Origin of the sequence: Serratia silvae, assembly GCF_023282985.1 — a bacterium.
Classification (GTDB): Bacteria; Pseudomonadota; Gammaproteobacteria; order Enterobacterales; family Enterobacteriaceae; genus Chania; species Chania silvae.
The window spans coordinates 231,056-255,933 of record NZ_JAGQDC010000005.1; the positions used below are offsets into that span (position 1 = coordinate 231,056).

24 protein-coding genes and 2 pseudogenes are annotated in these 24,878 nt (G+C 47.2%); 18 read left to right on the plus strand and 8 right to left on the minus strand.

The genetic code is table 11. The annotated features are described in order from the left end of the window. Window positions 1–24 precede the first annotated feature (24 nt). The 12 genes and pseudogenes from KAJ71_RS09065 to KAJ71_RS09120 all read left to right on the plus strand — a co-directional run. Window positions 25–1,395: a serine/threonine protein kinase gene (locus tag KAJ71_RS09065; RefSeq protein ID WP_248945415.1), complete on the plus strand. Its 1,371-nt coding sequence runs from the start codon at window positions 25–27 to the stop codon at window positions 1,393–1,395. A gap of 144 nt (window positions 1,396–1,539) precedes the next feature. Next, window positions 1,540–3,825: a type VI secretion system Vgr family protein gene (locus KAJ71_RS09070; RefSeq protein WP_248945416.1), complete on the plus strand. Its 2,286-nt coding sequence runs from the start codon at window positions 1,540–1,542 to the stop codon at window positions 3,823–3,825. Then, window positions 3,815–4,180, plus strand: a complete 366-nt coding sequence (locus KAJ71_RS09075; protein WP_248945417.1) for a glycine cleavage system protein H — start codon at window positions 3,815–3,817, stop codon at window positions 4,178–4,180. Before KAJ71_RS09070 ends, KAJ71_RS09075 begins: the two co-directional genes overlap by 11 nt. A 17-nt stretch (window positions 4,181–4,197) precedes the next feature. After that, window positions 4,198–4,650, plus strand: a complete 453-nt coding sequence (locus tag KAJ71_RS09080; RefSeq protein ID WP_248945418.1) for a DUF6484 domain-containing protein — start codon at window positions 4,198–4,200, stop codon at window positions 4,648–4,650. 14 nt (window positions 4,651–4,664) lie between these two features. Then, window positions 4,665–5,957, plus strand: coding sequence for a TIGR02270 family protein (locus tag KAJ71_RS09085; RefSeq protein WP_248945419.1), 1,293 nt, complete (start codon window positions 4,665–4,667; stop codon window positions 5,955–5,957). Next, window positions 5,957–6,364 carry a DUF4150 domain-containing protein gene (locus KAJ71_RS09090; protein WP_248945420.1) on the plus strand — a complete coding sequence of 136 codons (408 nt, stop codon included), beginning with the start codon at window positions 5,957–5,959 and terminating at the stop codon, window positions 6,362–6,364. The genes KAJ71_RS09085 and KAJ71_RS09090 overlap by 1 nt, the downstream gene beginning before the upstream one ends. Window positions 6,365–6,384: 20 nt before the next feature. Beyond that, on the plus strand, window positions 6,385–7,095 hold the full coding sequence (locus tag KAJ71_RS09095; RefSeq protein ID WP_248945421.1) for a hypothetical protein: 711 nt from the start codon (window positions 6,385–6,387) through the stop codon (window positions 7,093–7,095). Between the two features lie 5 nt (window positions 7,096–7,100). Continuing rightward, the gene (locus KAJ71_RS09100) at window positions 7,101–7,853 is read left to right on the plus strand and encodes a hypothetical protein (protein ID WP_248945422.1); all 753 of its coding nucleotides are present in this window, start codon (window positions 7,101–7,103) and stop codon (window positions 7,851–7,853) included. A gap of 12 nt (window positions 7,854–7,865) precedes the next feature. After that, on the plus strand, window positions 7,866–8,666 hold the full coding sequence (locus KAJ71_RS09105) for a hypothetical protein (RefSeq protein WP_248945423.1): 801 nt from the start codon (window positions 7,866–7,868) through the stop codon (window positions 8,664–8,666). An 18-nt stretch (window positions 8,667–8,684) separates the two neighbouring features. Continuing rightward, a complete protein-coding gene (locus KAJ71_RS09110) occupies window positions 8,685–9,779 on the plus strand; it encodes a DUF2169 family type VI secretion system accessory protein (RefSeq protein ID WP_248945424.1) in 1,095 nt (364 codons plus the stop codon). 52 nt (window positions 9,780–9,831) lie between these two features. Further along, window positions 9,832–10,860, plus strand: coding sequence for a hypothetical protein (locus tag KAJ71_RS09115; protein WP_248945425.1), 1,029 nt, complete (start codon window positions 9,832–9,834; stop codon window positions 10,858–10,860). 266 nt (window positions 10,861–11,126) lie between these two features. Further along, a pseudogene (locus KAJ71_RS09120) lies at window positions 11,127–12,053 on the plus strand (FAD-dependent oxidoreductase); the annotation flags it as partial. A gap of 243 nt (window positions 12,054–12,296) precedes the next feature. On the opposite strand, the gene KAJ71_RS09125 reads toward KAJ71_RS09120, so the two are convergent. Further along, entirely contained in the window at window positions 12,297–12,647 is a 351-nt protein-coding gene (locus KAJ71_RS09125; RefSeq protein ID WP_248945426.1) for a hypothetical protein, read from the minus strand. Between the two features lie 329 nt (window positions 12,648–12,976). Between KAJ71_RS09125 and KAJ71_RS09130 the strand changes: the two genes are divergently transcribed. Next, complete coding sequence (locus KAJ71_RS09130) at window positions 12,977–14,302, plus strand: glycoside hydrolase family 10-like protein (protein WP_248945468.1); 1,326 nt, start codon at window positions 12,977–12,979, stop codon at window positions 14,300–14,302. Between the two features lie 116 nt (window positions 14,303–14,418). Here KAJ71_RS09130 and KAJ71_RS09135 read toward each other — a convergent pair whose 3' ends face one another. From KAJ71_RS09135 to KAJ71_RS09145, 3 genes are all read right to left on the minus strand, one after another. Further along, window positions 14,419–14,892, minus strand: coding sequence for a DUF2846 domain-containing protein (locus KAJ71_RS09135; RefSeq protein ID WP_059200813.1), 474 nt, complete (start codon window positions 14,890–14,892; stop codon window positions 14,419–14,421). Window positions 14,893–15,340: 448 nt separating this feature from the next. Next, complete coding sequence (blaSFDC, locus tag KAJ71_RS09140) at window positions 15,341–16,489, minus strand: SFDC family class C beta-lactamase (RefSeq protein WP_248945427.1); 1,149 nt, start codon at window positions 16,487–16,489, stop codon at window positions 15,341–15,343. A 140-nt stretch (window positions 16,490–16,629) separates the two neighbouring features. Beyond that, the gene (locus KAJ71_RS09145; protein ID WP_248945428.1) at window positions 16,630–17,385 is read right to left on the minus strand and encodes an alpha/beta fold hydrolase; all 756 of its coding nucleotides are present in this window, start codon (window positions 17,383–17,385) and stop codon (window positions 16,630–16,632) included. Window positions 17,386–17,563: 178 nt separating this feature from the next. Between KAJ71_RS09145 and KAJ71_RS09150 the strand changes: the two genes are divergently transcribed. After that, window positions 17,564–18,460 carry a PhzF family protein gene (locus KAJ71_RS09150; protein ID WP_248945429.1) on the plus strand — a complete coding sequence of 299 codons (897 nt, stop codon included), beginning with the start codon at window positions 17,564–17,566 and terminating at the stop codon, window positions 18,458–18,460. Between the two features lie 92 nt (window positions 18,461–18,552). Here KAJ71_RS09150 and KAJ71_RS09155 read toward each other — a convergent pair whose 3' ends face one another. Continuing rightward, complete coding sequence (locus KAJ71_RS09155) at window positions 18,553–19,011, minus strand: GNAT family N-acetyltransferase (protein ID WP_248945430.1); 459 nt, start codon at window positions 19,009–19,011, stop codon at window positions 18,553–18,555. A gap of 49 nt (window positions 19,012–19,060) precedes the next feature. Beyond that, on the minus strand, window positions 19,061–19,678 hold the full coding sequence (locus tag KAJ71_RS09160) for a LysE family translocator (protein WP_248945431.1): 618 nt from the start codon (window positions 19,676–19,678) through the stop codon (window positions 19,061–19,063). 66 nt (window positions 19,679–19,744) lie between these two features. Here KAJ71_RS09160 and KAJ71_RS09165 point away from each other — a divergent pair, with 66 nt between their 5' ends. The 4 genes and pseudogenes from KAJ71_RS09165 (at window position 19,745) to KAJ71_RS09180 (ending at window position 22,858) form a co-directional block, all read left to right on the plus strand. Beyond that, window positions 19,745–20,677 carry a LysR family transcriptional regulator gene (locus KAJ71_RS09165; RefSeq protein ID WP_248945432.1) on the plus strand — a complete coding sequence of 311 codons (933 nt, stop codon included), beginning with the start codon at window positions 19,745–19,747 and terminating at the stop codon, window positions 20,675–20,677. 67 nt (window positions 20,678–20,744) lie between these two features. Continuing rightward, window positions 20,745–21,138, plus strand: a pseudogene (locus KAJ71_RS09170) (NUDIX hydrolase). Between the two features lie 59 nt (window positions 21,139–21,197). After that, entirely contained in the window at window positions 21,198–21,752 is a 555-nt protein-coding gene (locus KAJ71_RS09175) for a GNAT family N-acetyltransferase (protein ID WP_248945433.1), read from the plus strand. 59 nt (window positions 21,753–21,811) lie between these two features. After that, window positions 21,812–22,858: an NAD(P)/FAD-dependent oxidoreductase gene (locus KAJ71_RS09180; RefSeq protein ID WP_248945434.1), complete on the plus strand. Its 1,047-nt coding sequence runs from the start codon at window positions 21,812–21,814 to the stop codon at window positions 22,856–22,858. 339 nt (window positions 22,859–23,197) lie between these two features. Here the strand turns inward: KAJ71_RS09180 and KAJ71_RS09190 are convergent, their stop codons facing one another. Together KAJ71_RS09190 and KAJ71_RS09195 are read right to left on the minus strand one after the other, a co-directional pair. Beyond that, complete coding sequence (locus KAJ71_RS09190) at window positions 23,198–24,028, minus strand: HAD family hydrolase (RefSeq protein WP_248945435.1); 831 nt, start codon at window positions 24,026–24,028, stop codon at window positions 23,198–23,200. A 97-nt stretch (window positions 24,029–24,125) separates the two neighbouring features. Beyond that, on the minus strand, window positions 24,126–24,737 hold the full coding sequence (locus KAJ71_RS09195; protein WP_248945436.1) for a DUF6630 family protein: 612 nt from the start codon (window positions 24,735–24,737) through the stop codon (window positions 24,126–24,128). Between the last annotated feature and the right edge of the window lie 141 nt (window positions 24,738–24,878).

Consider the following 24,878-nt stretch of genomic DNA (forward strand, 5'->3'; position numbering starts at 1 on the left):
TCGATTTGATTACAGAGAGTTATCATGTCAGGAAACGGAAAAATAAAACCAGATTCAAATAGCCTACCCATTGGTTATCGTTTCAATGAGTTTGAAATAAAAGAGGTCATTGGTGAAGGGGGTTTTGGCATTGTGTATCGTGCGTATGATCATCAGTTAGAGCGTATTATCGCCATCAAAGAATACATCCCCTCCTCGTTGGTTATGCGTAATGAAGATTTTACGCTCAGCCTGCGTGGTGAGCGCTTTAACCGAACCTTTCAAGCCGGGTTGAACAGTTTTATTCAAGAAGCACGTTTGCTTGCCCGTTTTTCTCATCCGGCACTGCTCCGTGTGCTACGTTTTTGGCGAGAAAATGGCACCGCCTACATGGGAACACAGTTTTATAGTGGTACAACATTGAAAAAGTTCCGGACTCAGCACCCGGAGAAAATCAACGAAAACTGGATCCGCAATTTGCTGCCCACTTTGCTCAGCGCGATTGACACCATCCATCAGGAAGGTTATCTGCATCTGGATATCTCATTGGATAATATCCAGATTCAGGAAAACCAGTTACCGGTCTTGCTGGATTTTGGCTCTGCTCGCAAAGAGATCGGCAACCTGTCTGATGAAATGGGGATCATGCTCAAACCCGGTTTTGCCCCTATCGAACAATACACTGACAATGGCGATAGCGAACAAGGGCCGTGGACCGATATCTATGCGCTCGGCGCAGTACTGCATACTTTGATCGTGGGGAGTCCCCCTCCTGTCAGCGTGGTGCGCAGCATCGAAGATGGTTACCAACCACTGACCGAACGCCGTCCAAAGGGGTACTCACTAGACCTGCTGGATGTGATCGATCGCGCATTAGCATTAAAGCCCGAAGATCGACCGCAAACAATCTCTGAAATGGCTGAGCTCTTACACTTGTCCATTGCCAGCGAGCATGAAATTATCGGCACCGGGCCCGCAACAACAAGTCTGATGCCGGTGGTGATGCCGCAGGAGGATACAACTTATGCATCACGCTTACGCCCACTGATGATTGGCGCAGGTGTTACCGTTGTGTTTATCGCTGGGATCATTACCTGGTTGAACAGGGATAGTTCGTCTCCTATTCCCACGCCAGTGGTAAACAATTCGATAACCGCTCCGGTCGCTGAACCACAATCTGCAGTCACCTCAACGCCAGCCCCTATAGCACCGGTAGCTGTAGTGTATTTTAAACTGCAAACGGGTGAAGAACTTTACATTAATGATAACAAACAGAATGTTACGCCAAACAACAACGGCTTCATTTATTTGAATTTGAGCCCGGGTCACTATCAGGCAGAAATTCGTACTAATAAATACCAGCGCCAGAAAAAATTTACTATTGAAAATGCAGGGACATGGCTAATAAACATTTAAAATTAGTACGCTGATAAGAATATAAATCTGAACGTTATAGATGAGCACCTCAATCATTATATGCCACGGGTAATTGGAGTGGCGAGCACGCTAACATACCTAACACTTGAATCATAATATGGATGTTGGGAAAGGGAGTTTATTATGTCAGATCGTATCACCGCTATGACCCCTCAATCTGATGCATTACTATTCTGGTCGCTCTCTGGTTGTGAAAAGCTATCAGAACCTTTTACTTTTGAGGTTGAGTTATTAAGCGAACAGCCAAGACTCGATGAAATGGCCCTGCTGAGTGAGTCAATCACCATCAACATCCCCTTACCTCAATTGACGAGCCAGCGTTATCTCAATGGTAAAATCACTGGCGTAAATATCAGTAGCCAAGAGTTGAGTGGTACACGTTATACGCTTTATCGCCTGCGTATGGAGTCGGATCTCTGGCCCTTAATGCATGACCGTAATCAGCGGGTTTTTCAGCATAAATCTGTGCCGGAGATCATTAAAAAATTACTGAGTGAGAACAATGTTGTTGTTGAAGATAAGTTAATGGGAAGCTACTCCCCTTGGGAGTATTGTGTTCAATATCAAGAAAGTAGCCTCAATTTCATTAGCCGTTTAATGGAGCTTGAGGGAATCTATTACTATTTTGAACATCAAGCTGGACAACATAAGTTGATACTGCTTGATGATAACGCCAATCACAAACCCTTTGCGGGTTATGAAACCATTAACTACCAGGCTACCCCCTCTGGTGGCACTACAAGCGAAGAAGGCATTAGTCAATGGAGCCTTCATCGTGGCGTCACCCCCGGTTTGTACAGCCTGAATGATTATGACTTCCGTAAACCTTATGCTGTGTTACTACAGGCTCGCCAAAATCCCGCTTCGCCACAGCCGGGTAATATTGATGTTTATGACTGGCCCGGACATTATGTAGAAGCCGGACAAGGGGAACAGTATTCGCGCATTCGCCAACAGCTATGGCAGTCTTCACATCAAACGTTAAGTGGTACCGCAACTGCCCTGGGGATCGCTTCTGGCCACACCTTTAATCTGTTGAAAGCCCCACAGGCAGATGACAATAAAGAATATCTCGTGATTTCAACCCATTATGAGTTGAGGGAAAACCGCTATGCCAGCGGTGACGATCAGCAAACACATCAAACCGTTAAATTCATGGTTATTCCGGCTGACATTCAATACCGTCCCCCGGTTGTAGCACGCTGGCCACGTACCTACGGTCCTCAGACTGCAAAAGTGGTTTGCCCTGCCGGGCAATCTATCTGGACAGACAAATATGGCCGGGTAAAGGTCCAGTTCCATTGGGACAGAGAGGCCAAAGGTGATGATACCAGCTCCTGCTGGGTTCGGGTTGCCAGCACCTGGGCTGGTCAGGGATTTGGCGGGATCCAGATCCCACGGGTTAATGATGAAGTGGTGGTTGATTTTATCAACGGTGATCCAGACAGGCCGATTATTACCGGCAGGGTGTATAACGAAGCCAATATGCCCCCCTGGGATTTACCGGCCAATGCAACCCAAATGGGATTTTATAGTCGGACTAAGGATGGTGCCTCCAGTCAAGCAAATGCTCTACGATTTGAAGATAAACCTGGTGAGGAAGAAGTCTATATCCGTGGTCAAAAGGATATGAACACGGTGGTTCTCAATGACCGCTCAACTGAAGTCGGCAATGATCATTCCGAATCGGTGGGCGGTCAGCAAACCATCGAAATCCAGAAAGATCAGACTCAGTCAATTCACGGTAACCAGGCGGAAACCATTGACGGTGATCAAACTCAAACCACACAGGGTAATCAAACCGAAACGATTGGTGGCGATCAGAGCCAAACCATTCATGGTAGCCAAACTGAAGCCATTGATGGCAATCAGGATCAGACCATTCATGGTAGCCAAACGGTTAACGTTGATGGTGATCAAACTCAAACTGCACATGGTAGCCAAACTGAAACCATTGGCGGTAATCAGACCCTCTTCATCAAGCAAAACCAGGCAGAAACCGTCCTTATTGGCAAAGCAGAAACGATCGGTGCGGCCAAAGCCCTGACGATTGGTGCTGCTTATCAAGTCTCGGTCGCGGCCTTAATGAATACCTCCGTGGGGTTAAACCAGAGTTCACAGATCGGCGTCAGTAAAAAACTGATGGTCGGCAAAGACTACAGCCAGCATATCAATAACAACAAAACCACCGTTGTTGCTAAAAACAATATTATTAAAGCCGGGCAGCATATTAAGTTTCAAGCCGGTAGTTCCTTTACCGTCGTGTGTGGAAAATCAAAACTGGTGATGGATAAAAGCGGCAAAATCACCCTGAATGGCCAAGAGCTCACCGTCACCACCACGGCTAAGCAAACCTTTAAGGCTCGTGGCGATATCCGGTTAAAAGGTAAGAAAATCCATGAAAACTGAGCCAAACAAATATACGCCCTATTTTCAGTGGATACGCCGTCACCCTTCCTCTGGCTATCTGGTTGGGCTGACCGACACGGCGCAACAGCTACTGGGGGAAATCGTTTATGTTGAGCTGCCGAATGTTGGCGAGAGGTTGGTCAAAGATCAGCCTTGTGGCTGTGTGGAGTCTCGTAAATCAGTAGTGGATATTCTGGCCCCCTGCAGCGGCGAGGTGATAGCAATCAACCCAAAATTACAGGGCGCACCACAACTCATTAACCATTCTGCTGAGCAACAGGGCTGGCTGTTTATCCTGCAACTCACGCAGCCCGAGGAGTGGCAAAGCCTGCTCACTACCGCACCAGTAATATAGTTACTAAGGAAATAACCATGAAGGAACAGACTAAAACACGTCCGGCGCTGTTTACCTACACCACCTTGGGGCGCTTAATCGCCTTTAATGAACATCAATGCCCGATAGTCGAGGTGAATGCCGAGCAGCTGTCACAACCCCTTGAGGCACGTTCTTGTGTAAAACTTTCCCCAAGTCAGCTCGGGGCGGAAGTGATCCTGTTGATGACCGGGGAAAACAACCCGGTGATCACCGGTGTGATTGAGGCCGATCCGGTTGAGCTTGATATTACCCCACTCTCCCCGCCCAACCTACTCACGGTGGATGGCCATGCTATCAGCTTAAAGGCGGCGGAGCGGATCAGTATTCAATGCGGAGAAACGAGCATTACGCTCACCAAAGAGGGAAAAATCACCCTGCGAGGCAAATACCTGCTAAGCCGAGCCAAAAAGGCTAACCGTATTCAGGGCGGCTCCGTTGAGCTTAACTAAAGGAATGAGCAAGTATGAAGCAGGCAACTTTGACTCCGGTTTTTGCGATCCCGCCCCAGCGTATTAGCACCATGATCAACCGCAGCATTGTGGAACAACATGTGGATGAAGCCGGGTTCCAATGGCTACAGCATACCGATGCTGTCCAGCGCCCGGATTACACTCTGGAAGATATTGTTGAGCTGGATAACACTCTGGAGGCTAATCTGGATGGGATTTATCTTGCTGGGGAAACAGGCTGGCAACTTTGCCAAACTCAACTAACCGATGGCGAAGAGTATCTTTTCCCCGCAATGGTGATGGCATTACGCAGCCAGGATCCAGGCCGGCAGCAACAACTGCTAAAAACGGTGAACAGTGAAAATGCGGAAATGTTTATCGGTGCGCTGGGATGGGTAGACTATGCGCAGGCAAAACCTGTTATTGAGCAGCTACTCAACAGTACCCGTCCCTTTTATCAATACTTGGGGGTTGCCGCCTGTGGTCTACACCGGCAAAAGCCGAGTGTCGCGATACAGCAGCTGTTACAAAGCCCTATTCCCTTACTCAAGGTGCGGGTGATCCAGTTAATCGGTGAGCTGAAATATCATGACTTGAAGGTTGAACTGGCTCACTACCTGCGGGCAGAAAACCAGGCCTACCGTTTTTGGTCTGCCTGGTCACTGGCCCTGTTAGGGGAACGCTATCATGCGTTACCGGTGCTGGAGAGCTGCCTCCATCCAGATTCGGCCTATTACCAACCAGCACTGCAAGTGGCCATACGGATTGCCACTCCGGATGGCCGTAAACGGCTGATCTACACCTTAGCGAAAAGCCACTTTTTCAAGAGCGCCATCACCGCAACCGGTATAGCGGGATATGTTGATGGCATCGGCTGGTTAATCAAAATGATGGAGCAACCGGAACTGGCACGGATCGCCGGTGAAGCATTCAGTCTGATAACCGGAGTGGATCTTGAGTATAACGATCTCGTGAAGGAGCAAGCGGAAGATGACGACAATAACGAGCTATTTGATGATGACGATGACGATGATAATATTGACGAAGATGAACAGAATTTACCTATCCCCGAGCCGCTATTAGTTGCAAAATGGTGGCAGCAGTATCAGCGTGATTTCAAGGCCGGAACACGTTATTTGGCCGGCAACGCGATCAATGACGGTAACCTGCTTACGCTATTACAAAGTGGCCGGCAAAGGCAAGCGGCCGCACTGGAGCTGGCATTATCCGACCCCACACATACCTTTTTGCCAACCAGTGTCAAAGGCAGTAAACAACAACATTATGGATTAGGAGGGAAGTACTGATGGCTAAGGAAGTATTTGCCAATGGTCGGGAGGTTTCCTCGAAAAAAAGCGGGGATACACGATTTTGTCCACCCATTGATATCTGTCATTCTCCACCCCCCCCGCCACCCACACCTAAAATAGGGATACCCATTCCTTACCCTAACTTTAGTCAGTCGTCTACTTTGGCGCAAGGCTCTAAAACCGTGAATATAAAAGGCGCGCCGATATCGTTGAAAAACACATCTTACTATAAAAAAAGCAGCGGTAATGAGGTTGCAACCAACCAGCTTAAAGAAGGGGTTATTTCAGGAAAAATTAAAGGAAAATGTTATGCAACCGGTTGGAGTTTTGATGTCAGAGTTGAAGGTAAAAATGTTACCAGACAGTTAGATGGTTCAAGGCATAACGATAAAAATACCGTATAACAATGAGTGGAGGTCACATTATGGCAGGCACTAACAAAGGGGACTCTTGCCCCCTACCGCCAAGAGAAAGAGATTGCAAGGAATTAGATGATGGTAATAAGGACACACGAAATGAAAAACATGTAGAAAAGGCGACAGAGAAAAAAAATGAAAAAGGAGAAGAGGTTACTGTTGCCACAGCATTTGTTTACCCTCCATGTTCTAAAATTGTTACGGATAAATTAAGTGGAACATCTATATCTGGTACTATACGACGGACTTTATTAACTAGTAATGAAAGAAAGTCACTCATTCAGATTAAACAAGGCATTGCACTTGCTCCAACGGCCAAGGAAATAAAAGGAAATAAACCAAAAACAGCCAAAGGGGTCGATTTTTGTGATAACTTGAAAAATCATAAACCATTTGATTCTAATAATGTCATGGGGCAATTTCGTGCCTGTACCGGTCATGCAGAATCCGCAATCCTGACAACGCTAGGAAAAGCAGGATGCTTAACCGGTGCCAATCAATTGCTTTTTAAGATAAACTGGCCAAACCCTGGCAAAGAAACCATGCCTTGCCGTAACTGTTATGAATTAATGAAAAAGGTATCTGAAGCATGTGACATCGATATACATATATGCGATGAAGAAAATAATCCTAAATCTATTAAAGAAGACGCGAAATTTAAAGATTATAATGATCTTGAAGAGGACGTTACATCAGCAACTGGTGAGGGAATAAAGTAAATATTATGATTAAAAAACCAAAAATTTTTATTGAGCACGACATTTCAAATAAACCGGTCAGTTATGCGTGGAATGATAATATTGAGTATCATCTTTTGGAGGAAAGGAATCCACGTTTGATGCTTCAATTATTGAAATTAAATTTTAAAACCGTGATGGGATTTGCTACTGCTGCTGCCGAATGGATTACATGGCGCTTAGAAGATCATCGGCAAATCGCCTCACAAAAGGATATGAATGAAGAGAAATCTTTTATTGAAGCGCAATATATTGGGCTTATTGATAAACATTATCTAAGAAATTTTTATCAAAGAGAGGAATATTTAGCCTCTGATACTATTGAAGGTCCAATATGGAAATTACTTAGATTTTCATTTTTCAGCCGTGATTGGTATATAAGAACGCGGTTTGGTTTGCATCACAGAGCATGTAATCTTATTATGCTGGCCAGACATGTTACAGAACAAAATGAATTGTTTGATCATTGGCTGGCCGATTGTCTTGGCAGAGCAATCCCGCTTTTCCCCAATAAATCAGTAGACAGAAAAAATGAGCCTATCGATGGTTATGATTCATCTCAGGATGCTTTTATCCCTCGTGAGTTTTTTTTTGATATGGCGTTTGATTATACCAATGCCAATTTACTTGAAATACAACAAAACATGCTAAAACAGGTGGATCATACAAAGAGTCAATATCTTTACGAACCAAAGGATATGATCCAAAAAGGATTCATTGGCACTCCGTATCAATTATAAAGGTGACATAAAATGGATTATGTTTTTCCTGATTATATCAATCAGCAAAATTTGGGTCATGAGCCCATTGATTATGTCTGGGATGACTCTCAGGTTGAAGAAAATCTGGACTTTCATTATGGAGAACAGGTGACTGAAAAGTTAGCAACGGTATCACTACGGGCAAGGTTACTGTTAATGAATGGCATTTATGAGTGGATACTTGCCAGACTGATAAACTATACCGAACACAAAGATATTTTTGAAAATATCGCTCAGGCAGCCTATTGTGCCAATATCAATCCATACTATCTTGCAGGGGATTTTGAGCTTGATCGTGATGACTTTGAAGGGCCTGTTGATGGGGTTTTATGGTGTGCGGGATATGCAGGGTTAACAGGTCATTATCATATTGCCTATAATTCCTATCTAAAAAATGATGAGAATTATACATTTGAGTCTTACAGTCCATCAGATGCTTTGGATGAATGTTCCTTATTAATCACTCTGGCATTACATATTTTACCTCAGGATAGGAGGTTGTTTTTCAAACAGTGGCTGGAGGAAAACATCAATCAACTGCAAAAAAATTATAAACTAAAAGAGATTGACCCCTTTAAGTTTTTATTCACAGAGCCGGATGAATTGATATGGTTTGGCGATTATGTTTCGCGAGAAATATTGGTGCTGGGAAGTCAGTATAGTAATAAAGAGCTGATTGATTTTTGTGATCGTTTTTTACAACAAGTCGATTATCATCATAATCCTTTGCTGGTTCCCCCAAAAGAGTTAAAAAAGAGAATAAAACATCCTTATCGTTTAACTGATATTTAATGGCGAAAGGAGGTCAGCATGTTTTTTAATAACACAACCCCGTATAGTGTAGACTGGAGCCCTGGTTTTGATAAAAATGGTAGGGAACAATTAGTTGTCATCATTAAAGTCACCTGGGAACTACCGCATTCTGGGCAGGATTTGGTTCTGGCTGACATGCAAACCCCCCTAATAGAGGCAGATATTTCTACTGGCAAACCGGGGTTTTCTGCTACCTTATATGAGGGCGATTACGCAACATTTAAACCATGTTGCGATGTACTGGTTAATGGTTGCGCCTACTCACCCTCTGACAGGCCGGTTAAAGAAGTGCCGGTATTGTTGCAAGTCAATAATCAGAACAATACATTGTTGAGTAAAGGATTTATGGTTAAGGGCGATCGCTATTGGGAGCCTGGAGTGATTTCCTTTAGACCGTCGTCGCAACAGCCATTTACTAAAATGCCGGTCTCCTATGATAATGCGTTTGGCGGGATAGATAACACCAAGCTCACTCATCCTTATTTTTATCAAGATAACCCAGTGGGAAGAGGTTATTCTCATCATAAAACCAAGTTAGCGGGTACCCTGCTGGCTAACACCGAAGAAATCGGTAACCCAATCCGTACCCCTGGTGGTCATTATCGCCCGATGGCTTTAGGTGCTGTGGGCCGATCATGGCCGATACGCAGCCGCTATGCAGGTACCTATGATGATCACTGGATACAAAACATCATGCCGTTTTGCCCTGATGATTTTGACTATCGTTTTTTTCAATCTACACCACCAGACCAACAAATACCTTATCCTCAGGGGGGAGAGATTGTATCGTTATTAAATTTCTCCCAAAATGCCGTTCTCAAATTTAAACTACCGCAACAAAAGATCCCGGTTATTTTTATTCCCCATGTAGGTTCTGATAAGCAGCTTCAAAGTATGGTTGACACTATTTTAATCGAGCCCGAACTGGGAAGAGTGGTTATGACCTCCAGAGCTGTTCTGCCAATTAAGAAAAGCCTTCATGAAATTAAGGAAGTGATTGTGGGCGAAATGTCTAGCTCATGGTATAGAATTAGATATTCTCCGCATAAAAAACATTACTCCAGTTTATTGGAGTTATGTAACAAGATCTGATAGTAGTTCATAGGTTTTTGCAAAAGAATAGTGAGTCAAAAGGAGATTTATTATGGAACCACTAGCTGTTTTAGCATCAGGGATGGTCACTGCGGTTGGTTTTAATTCCCCCACCAGCTGCGCCGCTATCAGGGCAGGAATTAGCGGTGTCGAGGAGCTTAATATATCAGAATACATTGGCAGTACAGATAAATTACGCGGAGCTAAGGTTAACCTTCCCCAATGGTGGAATAGTTTATATAAATTCGTCAATCTTGCCGCACCCGCTATTTGGGAATGCTTGCAAGCTATCCCTGTTGAATGGCATCACCACATCCCAATTTTCCTCGGTATTTCTTTACCCCATAAAAAACGGTTGAGCGATTATGACAACCTTTTGAACATAGTGGAAAGTAAGTTGAATTTATCCCATCATAGATACTCAAAAATTATTCCATCAGGGCAAATATCGGGGATCCATGCGTTAAAGTTGACAGCAGAAACGTTGCTTGATGAGCAAGTGCCGTGTTGTATTATCGCTGGTACGGACAGCTACTTACAGGACGAGATTTTCGACTATTATATTGGACATCGTCGTATTTATACAACAGATAACTCTAATGGTTTTTTCCCCGGTGAAGCCGGAGCCGCAGTTCTTGTAGGACTTGGCAAAAAATTTCCAAAATCAACATTACATATCACTGGCTTTGGTGAAGGTAATGAGCCATCAACAGTGTTTACAACAGACTTACCCTTTAGAGCAACAGGAATGACAGAAGCATTAAAATCTGCTGTTGCAGACTCAGGAATTGAACTAAACCGGATCAATTTGTCACTTTCCGACCTTAATGGTGAATACTATAAATTTAATGAGATGACGATTGCCACGTCTCGCTTTAGTCGCCATGACAAGCCCGTGTCTATTGATAATATTTGGCATCCTATCGAGTATATAGGTGAGGTCGGTGCAGCTATTGTTCCTCTTTTATTAGGTGTTGCATTGGATTCTAGGCAAAAGGGATATAACCCCGGGGAGCATTTACTGTTACATGTTGGCAATGATGAGTGTGAGCGTGGCGCACTAATTGCGAACTTTAGATAATAATATTTTTATAATAAGAGACGATTTTCGCGACATTTAACATCCTTAAAGCGTTTCAGCTTTAGCAAGACTGGCTCGTGCGCTGCTTGCTGCAAAAATAGGCTGTGAGTATTGCATTGTGCCGGGGGTTGATAGTTATCTGCAACAATCCACCATCAGATACTATCTTGATGAACAAGTTATCATCTGTATTTCTTGTTATATTGCTTATTTCATCTATAATTGCAACACCAAAGGAAAATCCACAAAACCAATAGCACTTTGATATTAGTTGCGGCGCGCGCGAGCTGTTACTGCCCTTCCCTGGCTGGACGCTACCGGGCGTGACAGGGGCTGGCGGCTTACAGGCGCAGATCAAAAATGGCTTATCGCTGCAAGGCGAGCGGATTGTCATTGCAGGCAGCGGACCGTTGCTACTGGCGGTTGCCGATAGCGTCACCAAAGCGGGTGGTAAGGTCATACTGCTGGCCGAACAAGTTTCGATGAAACGCCTGGCGAGATTCGCCATTGGGTTGTGGCATTGGCCAGCGAAAGTACGGCAGTCATTACGCTTAATTAACCGCCGCTATCGCCTCAATAGCCATGTAGTGGAAGCGCTAGGCGAGCAGCGGCTGACCGCAGTTCGCGTCCAACAAGGGGAGCAGGTTCGTACAATCGCCTGCGATCGACTTGCCTGTGGATTCGGACTGGTGGCGAATATCGAATTGGCCATGCTATTGGGATGCAGAATAGAGAATGCGGCCATTGCCGTTGATGCATTGCAACAAACCAGTGTGGCCAACCTGTATGCGGCGGGTGAATGCACCGGTGTGGGGGGAAGTGAACTGGCCTTGGCGGAAGGCGCAATTGCCGGGTATGCCGCCAGCGGTAATATCGTACGTGCTCAGGCATTGTTGGCAAAACGTAGCATATGGCAGCGTTTTGCCGCCGCAGTCAGCCAGACCTTTGTGCTAAACCCAACGCTGAAAACCCTCGGCGCAGCCGACACCTTACTGTGCCGCTGTGAGGATGTAACGCTGGGGGAGATTGATGCCGCAACGGGCTGGGCAGCCACCAAACTGCATAGTCGCTGCGGTATGGGGGCCTGCCAGGGGAAAATCTGCGCCACAGCGGCTCGACATCTGTTTGACTGGCCCATACCGCAGCCAAGAGTGCCTTTGACCCCGGCACGGCTTGAAACACTGGCTTTACTGGCCCCTCACCCCAACCCTCTCCCACAGGGAGAGGGAGCTGGTAAGGTGTCGTTTTCTGGTGTAGAGGTGATCTGCGATAGAGTTGATACAGAAGAGGAGTGTACTAAATAAATTGTGGCATTTTCGGTCCCCACCAAAGATTTCGTTACCCGCAAAATCCCATTTTGTGCTCCGGGCGTTGTATCAGCCTGGAGCACAGCTCTTTGCATCAAAAATGCAGACTTCAGAAACGCGGCCTGTTATTTATAGCCAGCTGGTGTTTTTCCAACCCTTTTTTGCCATGCAGGCAGTAAATGCGGCTTTCCGGCTATTTATATTAACGTCCAAGGGGTAGCTTTCAACGCCTAGTTTATTTTCATATTTATAACCACTACTGTTACATCCATCGTCATCTTTATTGCATTTCAATGAAACCTGCTTTTCAACGCTTCTGGTAGCGACCTCATTTTTAACCGGGTACTGAGCTAATGACTCAGTATCGCAAAGGTTATTCGCCTCTTGAAGGGGCAGTGTTGGCGTACCTAACGGTTCCCATGTGGCAGCACAGCCCGACAGAATAATGGCGGGGAAAACAGCGAACAGGCATTTATTCATAAAATTTTCTTTAGTTAAATTGAAGGAACTACTTTGTTAGCAGAGAACGCTTGAAACATAACTTACTGAGATAGAGAACTTTATCGGACAGGTGAGTCACGGCAACGGTGAAACCCTTGGTATAGAGGACATAATAGTGTAACGGATTTAAACGGCAGATTAACGGCCGTACTCCAACTCCTTGAGAGGGATCGATGCAGCAGGTCACGACAATAGGCCGGCGTCCGATCAATCTGCCCTAGCGGTATTGACTAAAATTCTAATAATAAGAGAATGATAGGATTGTGTTGGGGATATCCCCAGTGAGTAATCAATAGAAGCCGGAGCGAATCATCGCCTGTTCTCAGAGCTTTACCAAAGTTAAACAGCTAGGCGTACTTCTTGCCGGTGTGCTATCACTAGCCAGTTGCACCAACGAGCCTGCGAAATCCTTAGTCACTCCGTTGCCTTCGGTGGCAAAACAACCGCATCCGGATAAATCACGGCAAAGCCAGGAACCGGTGCGCGGCGTTTGGCTGGCAACCGTTTCCCGCCTCGATTGGCCACCAGTGACATCGCTCAACGCCAGCAGCCCAGCCATCCGCATTCAACAACAGCAGGAAGCATTGCAAGGCAAGCTGGATAAACTGAAGACGCTGGGTATCAACACCGTTTTTTTCCAGGTTAAGCCTGATGGCACTGCCCTTTGGGCATCAAAAATTTTACCTTGGTCAGATGTGCTGACGGGGAATATTGGCGACAATCCAGGCTATGATCCGCTGCAGTTTATGCTGGATGAAGCCCACAAGCGTGGTATGAAAGTCCATGCTTGGTTTAACCCCTATCGGGTGTCCGTTAACACCAAACCAGTAACCATTGATAAACTGAACCGCACATTATCGCAGCAGCCAGCCAGCGTTTATGTGCTGCACCCCGACTGGATCCGCACCGCAGGCGAGCGATTTGTGCTCGACCCAGGTATCCCGGAGGTGCGGGACTGGATCACCAGCATCGTGGCGGAAGTTGTCGCCAACTATGATATTGACGGTGTGCAGTTTGATGATTACTTCTATGCAGAGTCACCAGGGTCCGTGCTCAACGATAGCCAGACCTTCAAAAGGTATGGTCAACATTTTGGTGCCAAAGCGGACTGGCGGCGAGACAATACTAAGCAATTGGTTGGACAAGTTTCACGTACTATCAAGAAGCTGAAACCCGACGTTGAATTTGGTGTCAGCCCTTCTGGTGTATGGCGTAATCACTCACACGATGCGGCAGGTTCCCATACGCGAGGTGCAGCGGCATATGATGAATCTTATGCCGATACCCGCAGTTGGGTACAGCTTGGGTTACTGGATTACATTGCCCCGCAACTGTATTGGCCCTTCGCGCGCGACGCGGCCCGTTATGATGTGCTCGCCAAATGGTGGGCGAATGTGGTGACCTCCACCAATACGCGTCTTTATATTGGCGTTGCGCTGTATAAAGTGGGGATTCCGTCAAAGAATGAGCCAGATTGGATGGTCAACGGTGGCGTACAGGAGCTACAAAAACAGCTGGATTTGAACGAGTCCGTATCGCAAATTAACGGCACGATCCTGTTCAGAGAGAACTATCTCAATCAACCACAGACCCAGCAGGCCGTCAATTACCTGAAAAATCGTTGGGGTAGTTGAGGGTCATTGATTGTGCGTTAGCTCACCCACATTCACCCTACTTGCATGCCAAAGCAGAGAGTTTAAGGTGCCACCTTTTAAAGGTAACGGCACCTTGCTACTTTTACCGGGTCGTATCAGTTGTCGCAACGTCCTTCTTTGGCAAGCTTAACTCCTGGCTTTGAGATTACTCTTTTCCCTTCCTCTTCTGTCGACTGACTGAGGCCGGCACCACCAACAAAAGCCCCCATCTTTATATATTGCCTGACAAAATAATTCTTTCCAGACTCAGTAAAGATGGACAGGTCATTTGGGGAGAACTCTGACTCCGTTGAAATTTTATGCTTTTCCCCACCAGTCACCTGTGTGTAGAAAAACGTTTTATCTGCTGTTTCACCGATGCATTTACCATCAACATAGATATCTTTTTTTAGCGCCTTGCCAACAAAACTATCCCTGTAGATATACAAACCTGCTTTATTTTCATCCGGAGTTGTGAAGCTTTTAGCTTGTACGGACTCTTGCTCTGTTGCAAGTGGGACACTAGCACAACCACTTAGAAGTAAGGCACCCAAAATAGATACTGATAAAAATAAACTTTTTATATTCATGAAAATACATCCCTTTGAAAAATAATAATATACTTTATGATATCCAACCTATCCCCAAGTGGCATAAACTTTCAATAATAATAGTTACGGTCATTGATTACTCTTGGTTATTAATCAAGATCAAAACCAATTTTTGCTGAAGTTTGTCCGAGATAAGATGTGTCTGAATGTTGCCACAAATTAATGATAGGTCAAGATAATCAATCAGGTATGCAGAAAACTTATGATAAAGCTCAAGGTTTACGTGAGCGAATGCTTTTTAAGTAACCAGAATCACCCTTCGTATAGAACAGAGCGAGCTAGGCTGTCAGTTTGATTAAGGTGATTGATCTGGTTTTTGTGATGGAAAATAACTTGGACTTGGGTTAGATGAGGGGACAATATGCCCCCTGAGACTGCTGGGCTAAAAATGTAGGGGCGCTGCACATGCTGCGCCCGTCTAATTCAATTACTTCTGCAACGCCTCAAGAATGCGATAAGCCGCCTCAACCCGCACAGGGTTAGGATAATTTTTGTTAGCCAGCATCACGATGCCGAGATCCTGTTGAGGAATGAAGGCCACGTAGCTGCCAAACCCGCCGGTTGAGCCGGTTTTATGTACCCAGGAGGCGCTTGATAGTGGCGCTGGAGGAGTGATTTTTGTGACGCTCAATGGTGCCAGTGCGTTTTTATTATCGCTACCCTCAACCACGGTTTTCTCTTTAACCGGCCAGTTCAGCATTTCCCAACCCAGACCTTGATACATATCACCGGCATGCCAGTAGCGCGACTGGGCAAGCGAAATCCCCTTCTGCAGCGAGGCATCCTTCACGTTGGCAGGCGCCATGTTGGCCTGCACCCAGCTTGCCATATCCTCTATCGATGACTTCACGCCATAGGCTTCGGCATCAAACATGCCCGGAGAAACGCGAACCGCCTTCCCATCGCGATAGCCCCAGGCGTAGTGCTTTTCTTCCTGCTGCGGCACGTTTATCCAGGTTTGCGATAGCTTCAACGGTTGGAACACGCGTTTGGTCATCGCCTGTTCAAAACTCATGCCTGATGGTTTGACCATCAGTGCGCCAAACAGGCCAATACTGGCGTTCGAGTAAAGGCGCTTGGTGCCCGGAGCCCACTGCGGTTGCCAGGTTTGATAGTAATTTTGCAGCGATGCTTCATCGGTGACATTTTCCGGTATCTGCAACGGTAAGCCACCGGCGGTATAGGTTGCCAGGTGCAGCAAAGTGATACCTTGCCATTGCTTGCCCGACAGCGCTGGCCAGTACTTGCTAGCTGGATCGCTTAGGTTGATTTCATCGCGAGCAATGGCATCACCGCCCAGCACTCCTGTGAACGTTTTACTGACCGAACCTAGCTCGAATAAGGTCTGCTGCGTGACGGGTTGCTTGCCGGCAACGTCTGCCAATCCCCAGGTAAAGTAGTAAGGCTGGCCCTGATAAATCACCGCCACAGCCATGCCGGGAATGCCCTGCTCTTTGAGCAATGGCGCAACGGTGCGATTCACAATGTCGGCTATCTGTTTTTCCGTTTGAGGTGCGGCAAACACTGAACTTGAGGTGGCGAGCAACAGCACACAGGATAGGGATTTCTTCAACATTGCGATTTTCCATCATTGAGGGCTAAAGGTTCTATCAGACGCGCTTAGTTTGTAGAACTTGATGATCGGCGGCAAACGGTAAAATTTAGCATCTGTTGAAAGTTTTTCTATTGGCTTGGATGATAACCGATGGCGTTAAATCAATCGTTAAATTCCTCCTGTAACACCACGGCCAGTGCCGACGGATTTTCCCAGGACATAGAGTGCCCTGCTTGTGGCACCGTTGCTACCGATATGCCCTGATGGCTGACATACTCAAAATCACTGTCCGGTAAGGATTGTTCGCCAAAAATCAGTGCGCGTGAACAGGACAGATTGAGGAAGGTCTCCATCCATGACGGTGAAGCTCCATCAATCAGGCTTTTGGCTCCCCGCCACATTGCCCAGGGGGCCGCATTTTGGGCCGAACCTTTCCAGGGGGATGTGTGGTCTGCCAGCATTTCGTCGTACACTTGCGAGATAAATTCAGCTTCTGGTCTCTCCACCAGTAGGCGGCTGTATACGCCGCCACCGGCACGAAAGTTAGGTTCCGAAACCACCAGTTTACCTATTCGTTCACCCAATCGTTCTGCCACTTCAATCGCAATGCTTCCCCCCATACTGTGACCATAGAGATGGCAATGTGACAGCTTCAATGCATTAATCACTTCGATAACAACGTCTGCTTGATGAGTAATGCTGTAATCAAAATCACGAGGTTTATCGCTAAAACCATATCCAGGAAGATCAATCAGTATGGCGCGTCGTCCCCTAAATGCCGGATCTGCCACAATGCGTGGATACTCATAAGAAGAAGCGCACCCAAGCCCGTGAATAAACACAATCGGGATACCCTGGCCTGGCAAATCGTGCCAACGCACACTGGCGCCAGCGGTTAACGAAAATAAACTCTGCATGTAGTATTCCTTTGCTAATTTCCGGGGAGTCGAACTGTTCACACTTCTCTGGTGTTGCCGTGGCTATCTCAATGAGTGCGAATGTATCACAAAAGCCAACCAATTTAAGGTATTAGCAATTGATGACAGTCATTTAATAGCGCTATCATCAAGCCTTATACCTAGCGGATTACGGCAAATGCTCAGAAAAGATGATGTGAAACCTCGCGCCTACAAACAGGTGGATGTATTTACCACTTCGCCATTGCAGGGTAATCCCTTGGCGGTGATCCTGGAAGCAGAGGGCTTGAATGAAATGCAGATGCTTTCACTAGCTCGCTGGACCAACCTTTCGGAAACGACGTTTGTTTTCAAACCGACTAATCCGCTAGCCGATTATCAGGTGCGCATTTTTACCCCCGAAAAAGAGCTACCCTTTGCCGGACATCCGACATTGGGCACGGCCCATGCATTACTGGAGGCTGGGCTGGTGACCAAACAGCCGGGTGTGGTGATGCAAGAGTGCGGGGTTGGTCTGGTTGCGGTCAATATTTCACCTGAAGGAACGCTGGCGTTTGCCGCACCTGCGGTAACGCTTCGAACGCTTACTGCTGAGGAAAGAGAACAGCTAATGGCCGCCTTTCAGCCTGCGGTTATTGAAGCCGATACGATACCGGTGATTGCCGACATGGGTATTCGCTGGCTGATGGTACGTATGCCAAGCGCTCAATCCTGCCTGACGATGAGGCCGGATCAAGCCATGATTAAGAAGCTGCAAACTGATCATCAAGTTGATGGCGTGGTGATTTATGGTGCCTATTCATCAGGTGAGCCAGCAGATTATGAAATGCGAGCGTTTCTGGTTGAATGGGACAAGTTGGTTGAGGACCCAGTGACTGGCAGTGCCAATGCGTGCCTGGCCCGTTTGTTGAAGGCCAATAACTTCCCCGATGGTGGCTCGACGGCACAGGGGTACCAGGTTCGACAAGGCACCCGACTACATCGAGATGGCCGGGTTAGCATTCGTTTTATTGACGGTGAGCCTTGGGTTGGTGGGCAGAGCTGCACGCTGATTACTGGCTGGTTGAATATTTAGCGGTGGTGATAATTCACTGCCTCCTGCATAAATAAAACTGAGGTGAGCTCGGCCCGACGCAGGTCGAGCCGGACCGTTTTAGCCGATATAGATTACGAATCAGCATAGTCCATATCAACATGGGGTATGTCATCTTCAAGATACACATCTGATACCGCCTTGAAGCCAATACCCTCATAGAATCTGACAAGGTGAGACTGTGCAGAGAGCTTTATGGCCTTATATGGCTCGTGACGGTTGATAGAGGACATCGTTTTTTCCATCAGCCTCACGCCAAGTTTCTGGCCTCTGACGGAGCCATCTACAATCACCCGCGTAATTTTGATCGCATCCGTAGAATCATCTACATGCAACACTCTCGCGTAGGCGACAAGCGTACTGTCGCAGTATCCGGCAACGTGCAGGGTTCCATTAAGGAGATCCTGTCCATCTATGTCCTGAAACGGACATGTTTGCTCAACAACAAACACCGCGATGCGCAGCGCAAGAATATCATGCAACTGCTGCGCGCTGAGGCTGCTCCCCCTCAATGCCTTCCAGCTTATTTCCATCTTTAATCCTTGCTTTGTTTCCAACCATGAAGCTACAGTCATGCTGGTATTAACGTGTCCGGCTAGCCGCCGCCAGCAGCACTCCGAAAATTACCAGCATGCCACCGAAGGCTCTGTCTATCCAGTGCCGCACTGCCAGAAAGCGGTCACGGATAACGCCCGCAGAAAAGCAAAGCGCCACGAGGCCAAACCAAACCATATGCGCAACCGAGATAAATAGCCCATAGCCGGCTTGGATCATAAGCGGTGTCTCAGGATTTACGACCTGCATGAACAGGCTGACAATGAAAATTGTGGTTTTGGGATTCAGCACGTTTGTCAGAAAACCGATGCGCAGAGCAGCCTGATCCGACAAAGGGGCAATGCGGCTGTCCGTCACCGCGCCGCCCGCTTTTGTGCGAAGCATTTTTATGCCCAGATAAATCAGGTAAACGGCACCAGCCAGTTTGATGGCGTTAAACAGCCAGAGAGACTGCTGGATCAACAGCCCTACGCCGAGCAGAGTATAGGAAACGTGGACTAAAACCCCCAGCCCTATCCCTAATGCGGTGAGTAAGCCTGCGCGGCGCGACAGCATCAGGCTGTTGCGAGAAACCATCGCAAAATCGGGCCCCGGGCTGATAACAGCAAGTATACTTATGGTGATAACAGCTAGCAATTCAGTCATAATTACGTCCGATATAAATCAATGAATATACGGAATGTTACGGTCTGTTTATCTGGGTGAATAGCGATGTTTTCTGACAAACATGGTGAGCTTGGATCACCATTAACTTCCTCGCGCCTACCGTCTCTTATTGCTTTGCGCAGCTTTGAAGCCGCTGCGCGGTTGGAGAACTTCAGCCACGCGGCGGCTGAGTTACATATCACTCACGGCGCAGTCAGCCGGGCCGTGCGGCTGCTTGAAGACGAACTGGGCGTACTTCTCTTTGAGCGGCGTAGCCGACGTGTCTTTCTGACTGATGCTGGGCGCACCCTTGCCCGCGCGGTTGGCGAGGGCCTTGACGTCATACAGCGAGCCGTTGATGGCCTGCGTGCCAGCGCACGCCAGCATCAGCGATGGGTGCTTTCCTGTGAACCCACACTGTTGATGCGGTGGCTGATACCACGCTGGCCAGCCTTTCAGGTGTTGCATGCTGGTAACAACATTCATCTGGCCGCTGGCGGTGGGCCTTTTTCGTTTGCAAGCGGCTTGGATCTGGCTATCCGGCGCGATGATTTCGATTGGCCGGATAGCTACCATGCCGAACTCCTGTTTGTGGAAAAGGTCGGCCCGGTTTGCCGCCCGGACAAAATTCCCCTGTGGTTTATCACTACAGAGTCCGGCCACCTGCCAGCTCCTGGGACAGAACGCCTGCACACCCGCACGCGCCCCAATGCCTGGCAGGAGTGGGCCGTCGCTGCAGGGCTTCCCGTTGCCGACACGAGCGGGCAGATTTTCGATCACTTTTACTTCAGCCTGCAGGCGGCCGTCGCCGGGCTTGGCGTAGCGATCGGCTCGTGGTATCAGGTCTGTGACGACGTCGAAAGTGGCGTACTGGCGGCACCGCTGGGCTTTATAGAAGACGGCTCGCGCTACTATCTGGTGTCACCGGAACCTTTCGAACCTGGGAGCCTGCAGGCCCGACTACTTGCCTGGCTTCGCACCCTGAGTGAGCAATGCTAGGGATCACCGTCCCTACTCTGGTACATTTGATGCCTTCACGCGGAGGGGATTTTCTACGGGGTTTCGAATGTCAGAGAGTAAGCAAATTCATATAGCTGCAGCCGTCATCACCGATCGGGCTGGCCGGGTCCTTCTGGTCAGAAAACGCAACACGGCGTGGTTTATGCAACCGGGTGGAAAAATTGAATCCGGTGAGCGGCCGGAGGTGGCACTTGCACGTGAATTGAAAGAGGAACTGAATGCCTCCTTCAACGATCCCACTAGGGCGTTTTACAGATCTCGCAGCCAATGAGCCTGGACATATGCTGATTGCTGACATGTTCAGAGTCAGCACTGAAGAGACCCACTTTCTGCCCGCGGCAGAAATCGAAGAAGTGATATGGTTTGAACCCTCTAGCAACCAGCTGGTGCAACTGGCCCCGCTAACCAAAAATCATATTCTTTCTATGCTGGAACGTTAACGGGTCATTGGTAGTATCGACCCCTTCACCATAACAACACATTAGAAAAGGATAATTTCTTGCATTCGATTACCCTGCCATTCTCCACCGAGCGCCTGCGGCTACGCCGCTTTACCCCTGAAGATCTCCACGCCTATGCGGCTTACCATCACCTGCCTGAAGTCTACCGCTACTTGTATGCTCCACCACCGGAGCAGGCGCAAATGGAAAATCGGTTGGCAAAGGCCGTAGCCTCACGTTTCAGTGAAGATGGTGACACTTTTTATTGTGCCGTCACATTGAAGGATAGCGGCGAACTCATTGGTGAAGTGTTGCTTAAACTGGCCAGCAGCGCGGCGCTACAAGGAGAAATCGGTTATATCTTTAACCCTGTTTATGCTGGTAAGGGCTATGCGGCAGAAGCTGTACGTGCAGTGCTGGAACGTGGATTCACCGAGGCGGGTTTCCACCGCATTTTTGCCCGACTTGATGCAGCCAATCGCGGCTCTATCGGCGTGGTCGAACGCTTGGGAATGCGCAAAGAGGCCCATTTACAACAGAACGATCGCTTTGATGGCCAATGGGGCGATGAGCTGATTTATGCGCTGCTAAAGCAAGAATGGTCACAAAACTGATGTCGAGTGTTTACGGCGGATTTTGCTAATGCCTAGGCCCTTTTATGCGAGGAAATGGTATGTGTTCCACTAAAAAAAATATGATTATTGTGGGCGCGGGGATTATAGGGGCCTCAATCGCTTATCATTTGGCCAGCCGCGGAATAAAAGTGACCGTTATCGATCGAGCGCATCCAGCTTCTGGTGCCACCGGCAGCGCTTTTGGCTGGATCCACACCACGGTGAGTGACGATGCCCCGGATGCACTTCTTCGCCGAGCGTCGGCGGAAGACTGGCACAGGTTAGAAAAAGAAATCCAGGAGCTTTGTATACGTTGGGTTGGTGCGCTAAGTTACGGGGCCGATTCGCCTTGCGAACAAGATGAGTCGAAAATGCTTCAGCAGTCTGATATATCCCGGCTGGAGCCAGCGATGAATGCCCCACCTTCACGGGCGCATTATGCCGTTCAGGATGGCGCAATGGATCCGACAGAGGCCACCCGAACCCTGCTGGATAAGGCCTGCTGTCTTGGCGCAGAGTTGAAAACACAGACGCTCGTCACCGGGTTTAGGAAAGAGGGAAATAGAATAATTGGCATCGAAACAGCGGAAGGCATATTAGACGCGGATTGTGTCATTCTGGCCTGCGGGACGGGTATAACCTCGTTGCTGAGCATGATAGGGATTTCGCTCCCGATCGTGGCTTCGCCAGCCATTCTCCTCCGTTACCGCGTGACAAAGCACGTTGTTAATACCCTAATATCCGGCGATGACATTGAAGTTCGCCATGCATTTAACGGAGATCTCCTGGCAGCCGAGGATTATCCGGTTACGGGTGATACTGAAGCCGTGGCATCTGACACCCTCACGGCGATAAAAAGCAGGCTACAAGGAACGGCATCGGCCTATCTTCTCAGGCAGTCGGTAGGACAACGACCTGTACCGCAGGACGGACATCCTGTCATTGGGTTTATTGATGATATAAAGGGCATTTACGTGGCGGTCATGCACCCTGGCGTAACCTGCGCGGCAACGGTCGGAAGGATGGTGAGTGAAGAACTGACCATCGGTAAAAACCCGGAAATTCCTGAAAGCTATCGACCTACTCGTTTAACGACTCATGGCTAAATTCAGATAACATCTGAAACCTTCATTATTTAACACGATTAGACATAACATTCGGGCGGGATGCTCTTTCTATCGTGCTTGGTCCATTAGCGCCAGACGAAGATGATGTTCAATGAAGTCCATCTTAAAGGCGCTATAGCGATGATTATCGTTTTCACTTGCTAGCAACGCAATTCGTTTTACCTCGGCATACATTTGATGCTTTCATGTGGGGTGATTTTCTACCACACTACGAGGTTAAGAATGTCTGATAGTAAGCAATTTCATATCCCTACTACACCGAACATCAAGTTGTGTCATTCAACTTGATGTTCCTAATGAATATAGAGTCTTTCGGTATTATTGGGAATCTGGCCCCGCCTTTCTTTTAAACAATTGCAATAATCCTTTAACTGTCACATCTAGTTGACTGCCCTCATCATATATGGCTGGAACCACATAATTGGCTCTCTCTTCAGCTATCAGTTTTTCTACCTTTCCTTGTGTAGCAGAACTCCCCCACTTTTTCTGATCGAATACTGCTAAGGAGAAACCACCTTGGTATCTGACCATTTTCATAGATGGAATATCCGTATCACCGTCGCCGAAAAATATCATGTTCTGAAAAGGAATCTCGCGTAATTCTGGTTCTATAAACTTATTTACAGCAGTATTATCCCACGAGTTGCCTATTCCCTTGTTTATCCTGAACAAAAACTGATTTTTTGTCGTGTAATTCACTGCTTGCGCTGCCCATATCGCTTTTTTGCCGTCGGGAGAGTAATGATACTTGCAAGCGTAAATTTTACGGAATTTATCTCCAATAACTGTTCCTCTAATCATTGCATCCAACCCGCTGGAGATTATATAATGATTAAGTTCCAATCCATGTTGTTTTGCATACTTATTAATTCTGTCGAACCAGGTGTCAACTCCAGAGAATAAAGGTATGGCCCCTCCATGCTTGATTAAGTTACTTTCACTCAACTCATCAGAATTGAGTGCGTTTGCTTTTTCGGCAAGCAACCCTAGGTAAGATAGAATTTCATCACCATCATCACTCTTTGCGCGTTGTTTAACTTCGTCCCAGAAGTCAGTCATGTTAATACTTAGCGCAGGCATAAGCCCATGTTGCGCACAATCACCTTCAGCTAAGGTTCCATCAAAATCATAAATTAAAGCACACTTCATTTACTGTCCTTAAATAAATTTCAATGCGGAATTAATATCTAAATTTATTAGTGGTGATTACTTAAAATCAGAAGTTAACTTGTTTTAGCGTTAACCATTAGCTAAGAAAATTTTGCACCGTCAGTAGTGAGTTATCGATACTAGCAATTCGTTCATAATCTTCCATCGTAGTAACAAACACATTATATGAATCTGTTCCAGTATTAAGATTGGCGATCTCAAAACCCTGTTCATTTAGCGCCTGCTGAACTCTCTCAAAGATCTCATCAAGATATCGGTCTCCCTCTTCACAGGCTTTGTCTATTTCATCATACTTTGTCGAGTGTAAAAGCTGAGCTTCCAACGCTGCCGCTAAATCCTCATTCTTTGTTAACGATCTAACTCGCTTAGCTGCAAACCGTGCTAGTTGCCCTTCTTCGTCTTCACACTTCCAATCGACATAGGCTGTGAGGTCTTCTCCCGAGAGAACACGGAGGAAAATTTCCATCAGGTTGCCATTTCTCAGCTCGCCGCCCTCATCCTCGATGATTTCAAAAATGCCGTATGTATCAACCTCCTCATTTTCAAAACCAGCAGGATCTTCAATGATCTTGGTTAGCAAGTCAGGCCACAGCGAATATTTGTCTTTAAGTATGGCCAGTGCCAGTTCATTAAGGAACTCAGCCTCTTCTTCATCCCATACGACGTTATACTCTATATCTTCGTCCATAATGCCTTCTCCATTGGTGTTACAAAAATCTAGTTTTTTGCTCTATTACTGGTCGATAAGGTTACACATTAGCCATAACCGTGGCGCATACCTCTTCATCACACACGCTACCGTCCTCAGATCCCACGGCCCAGCATGCGG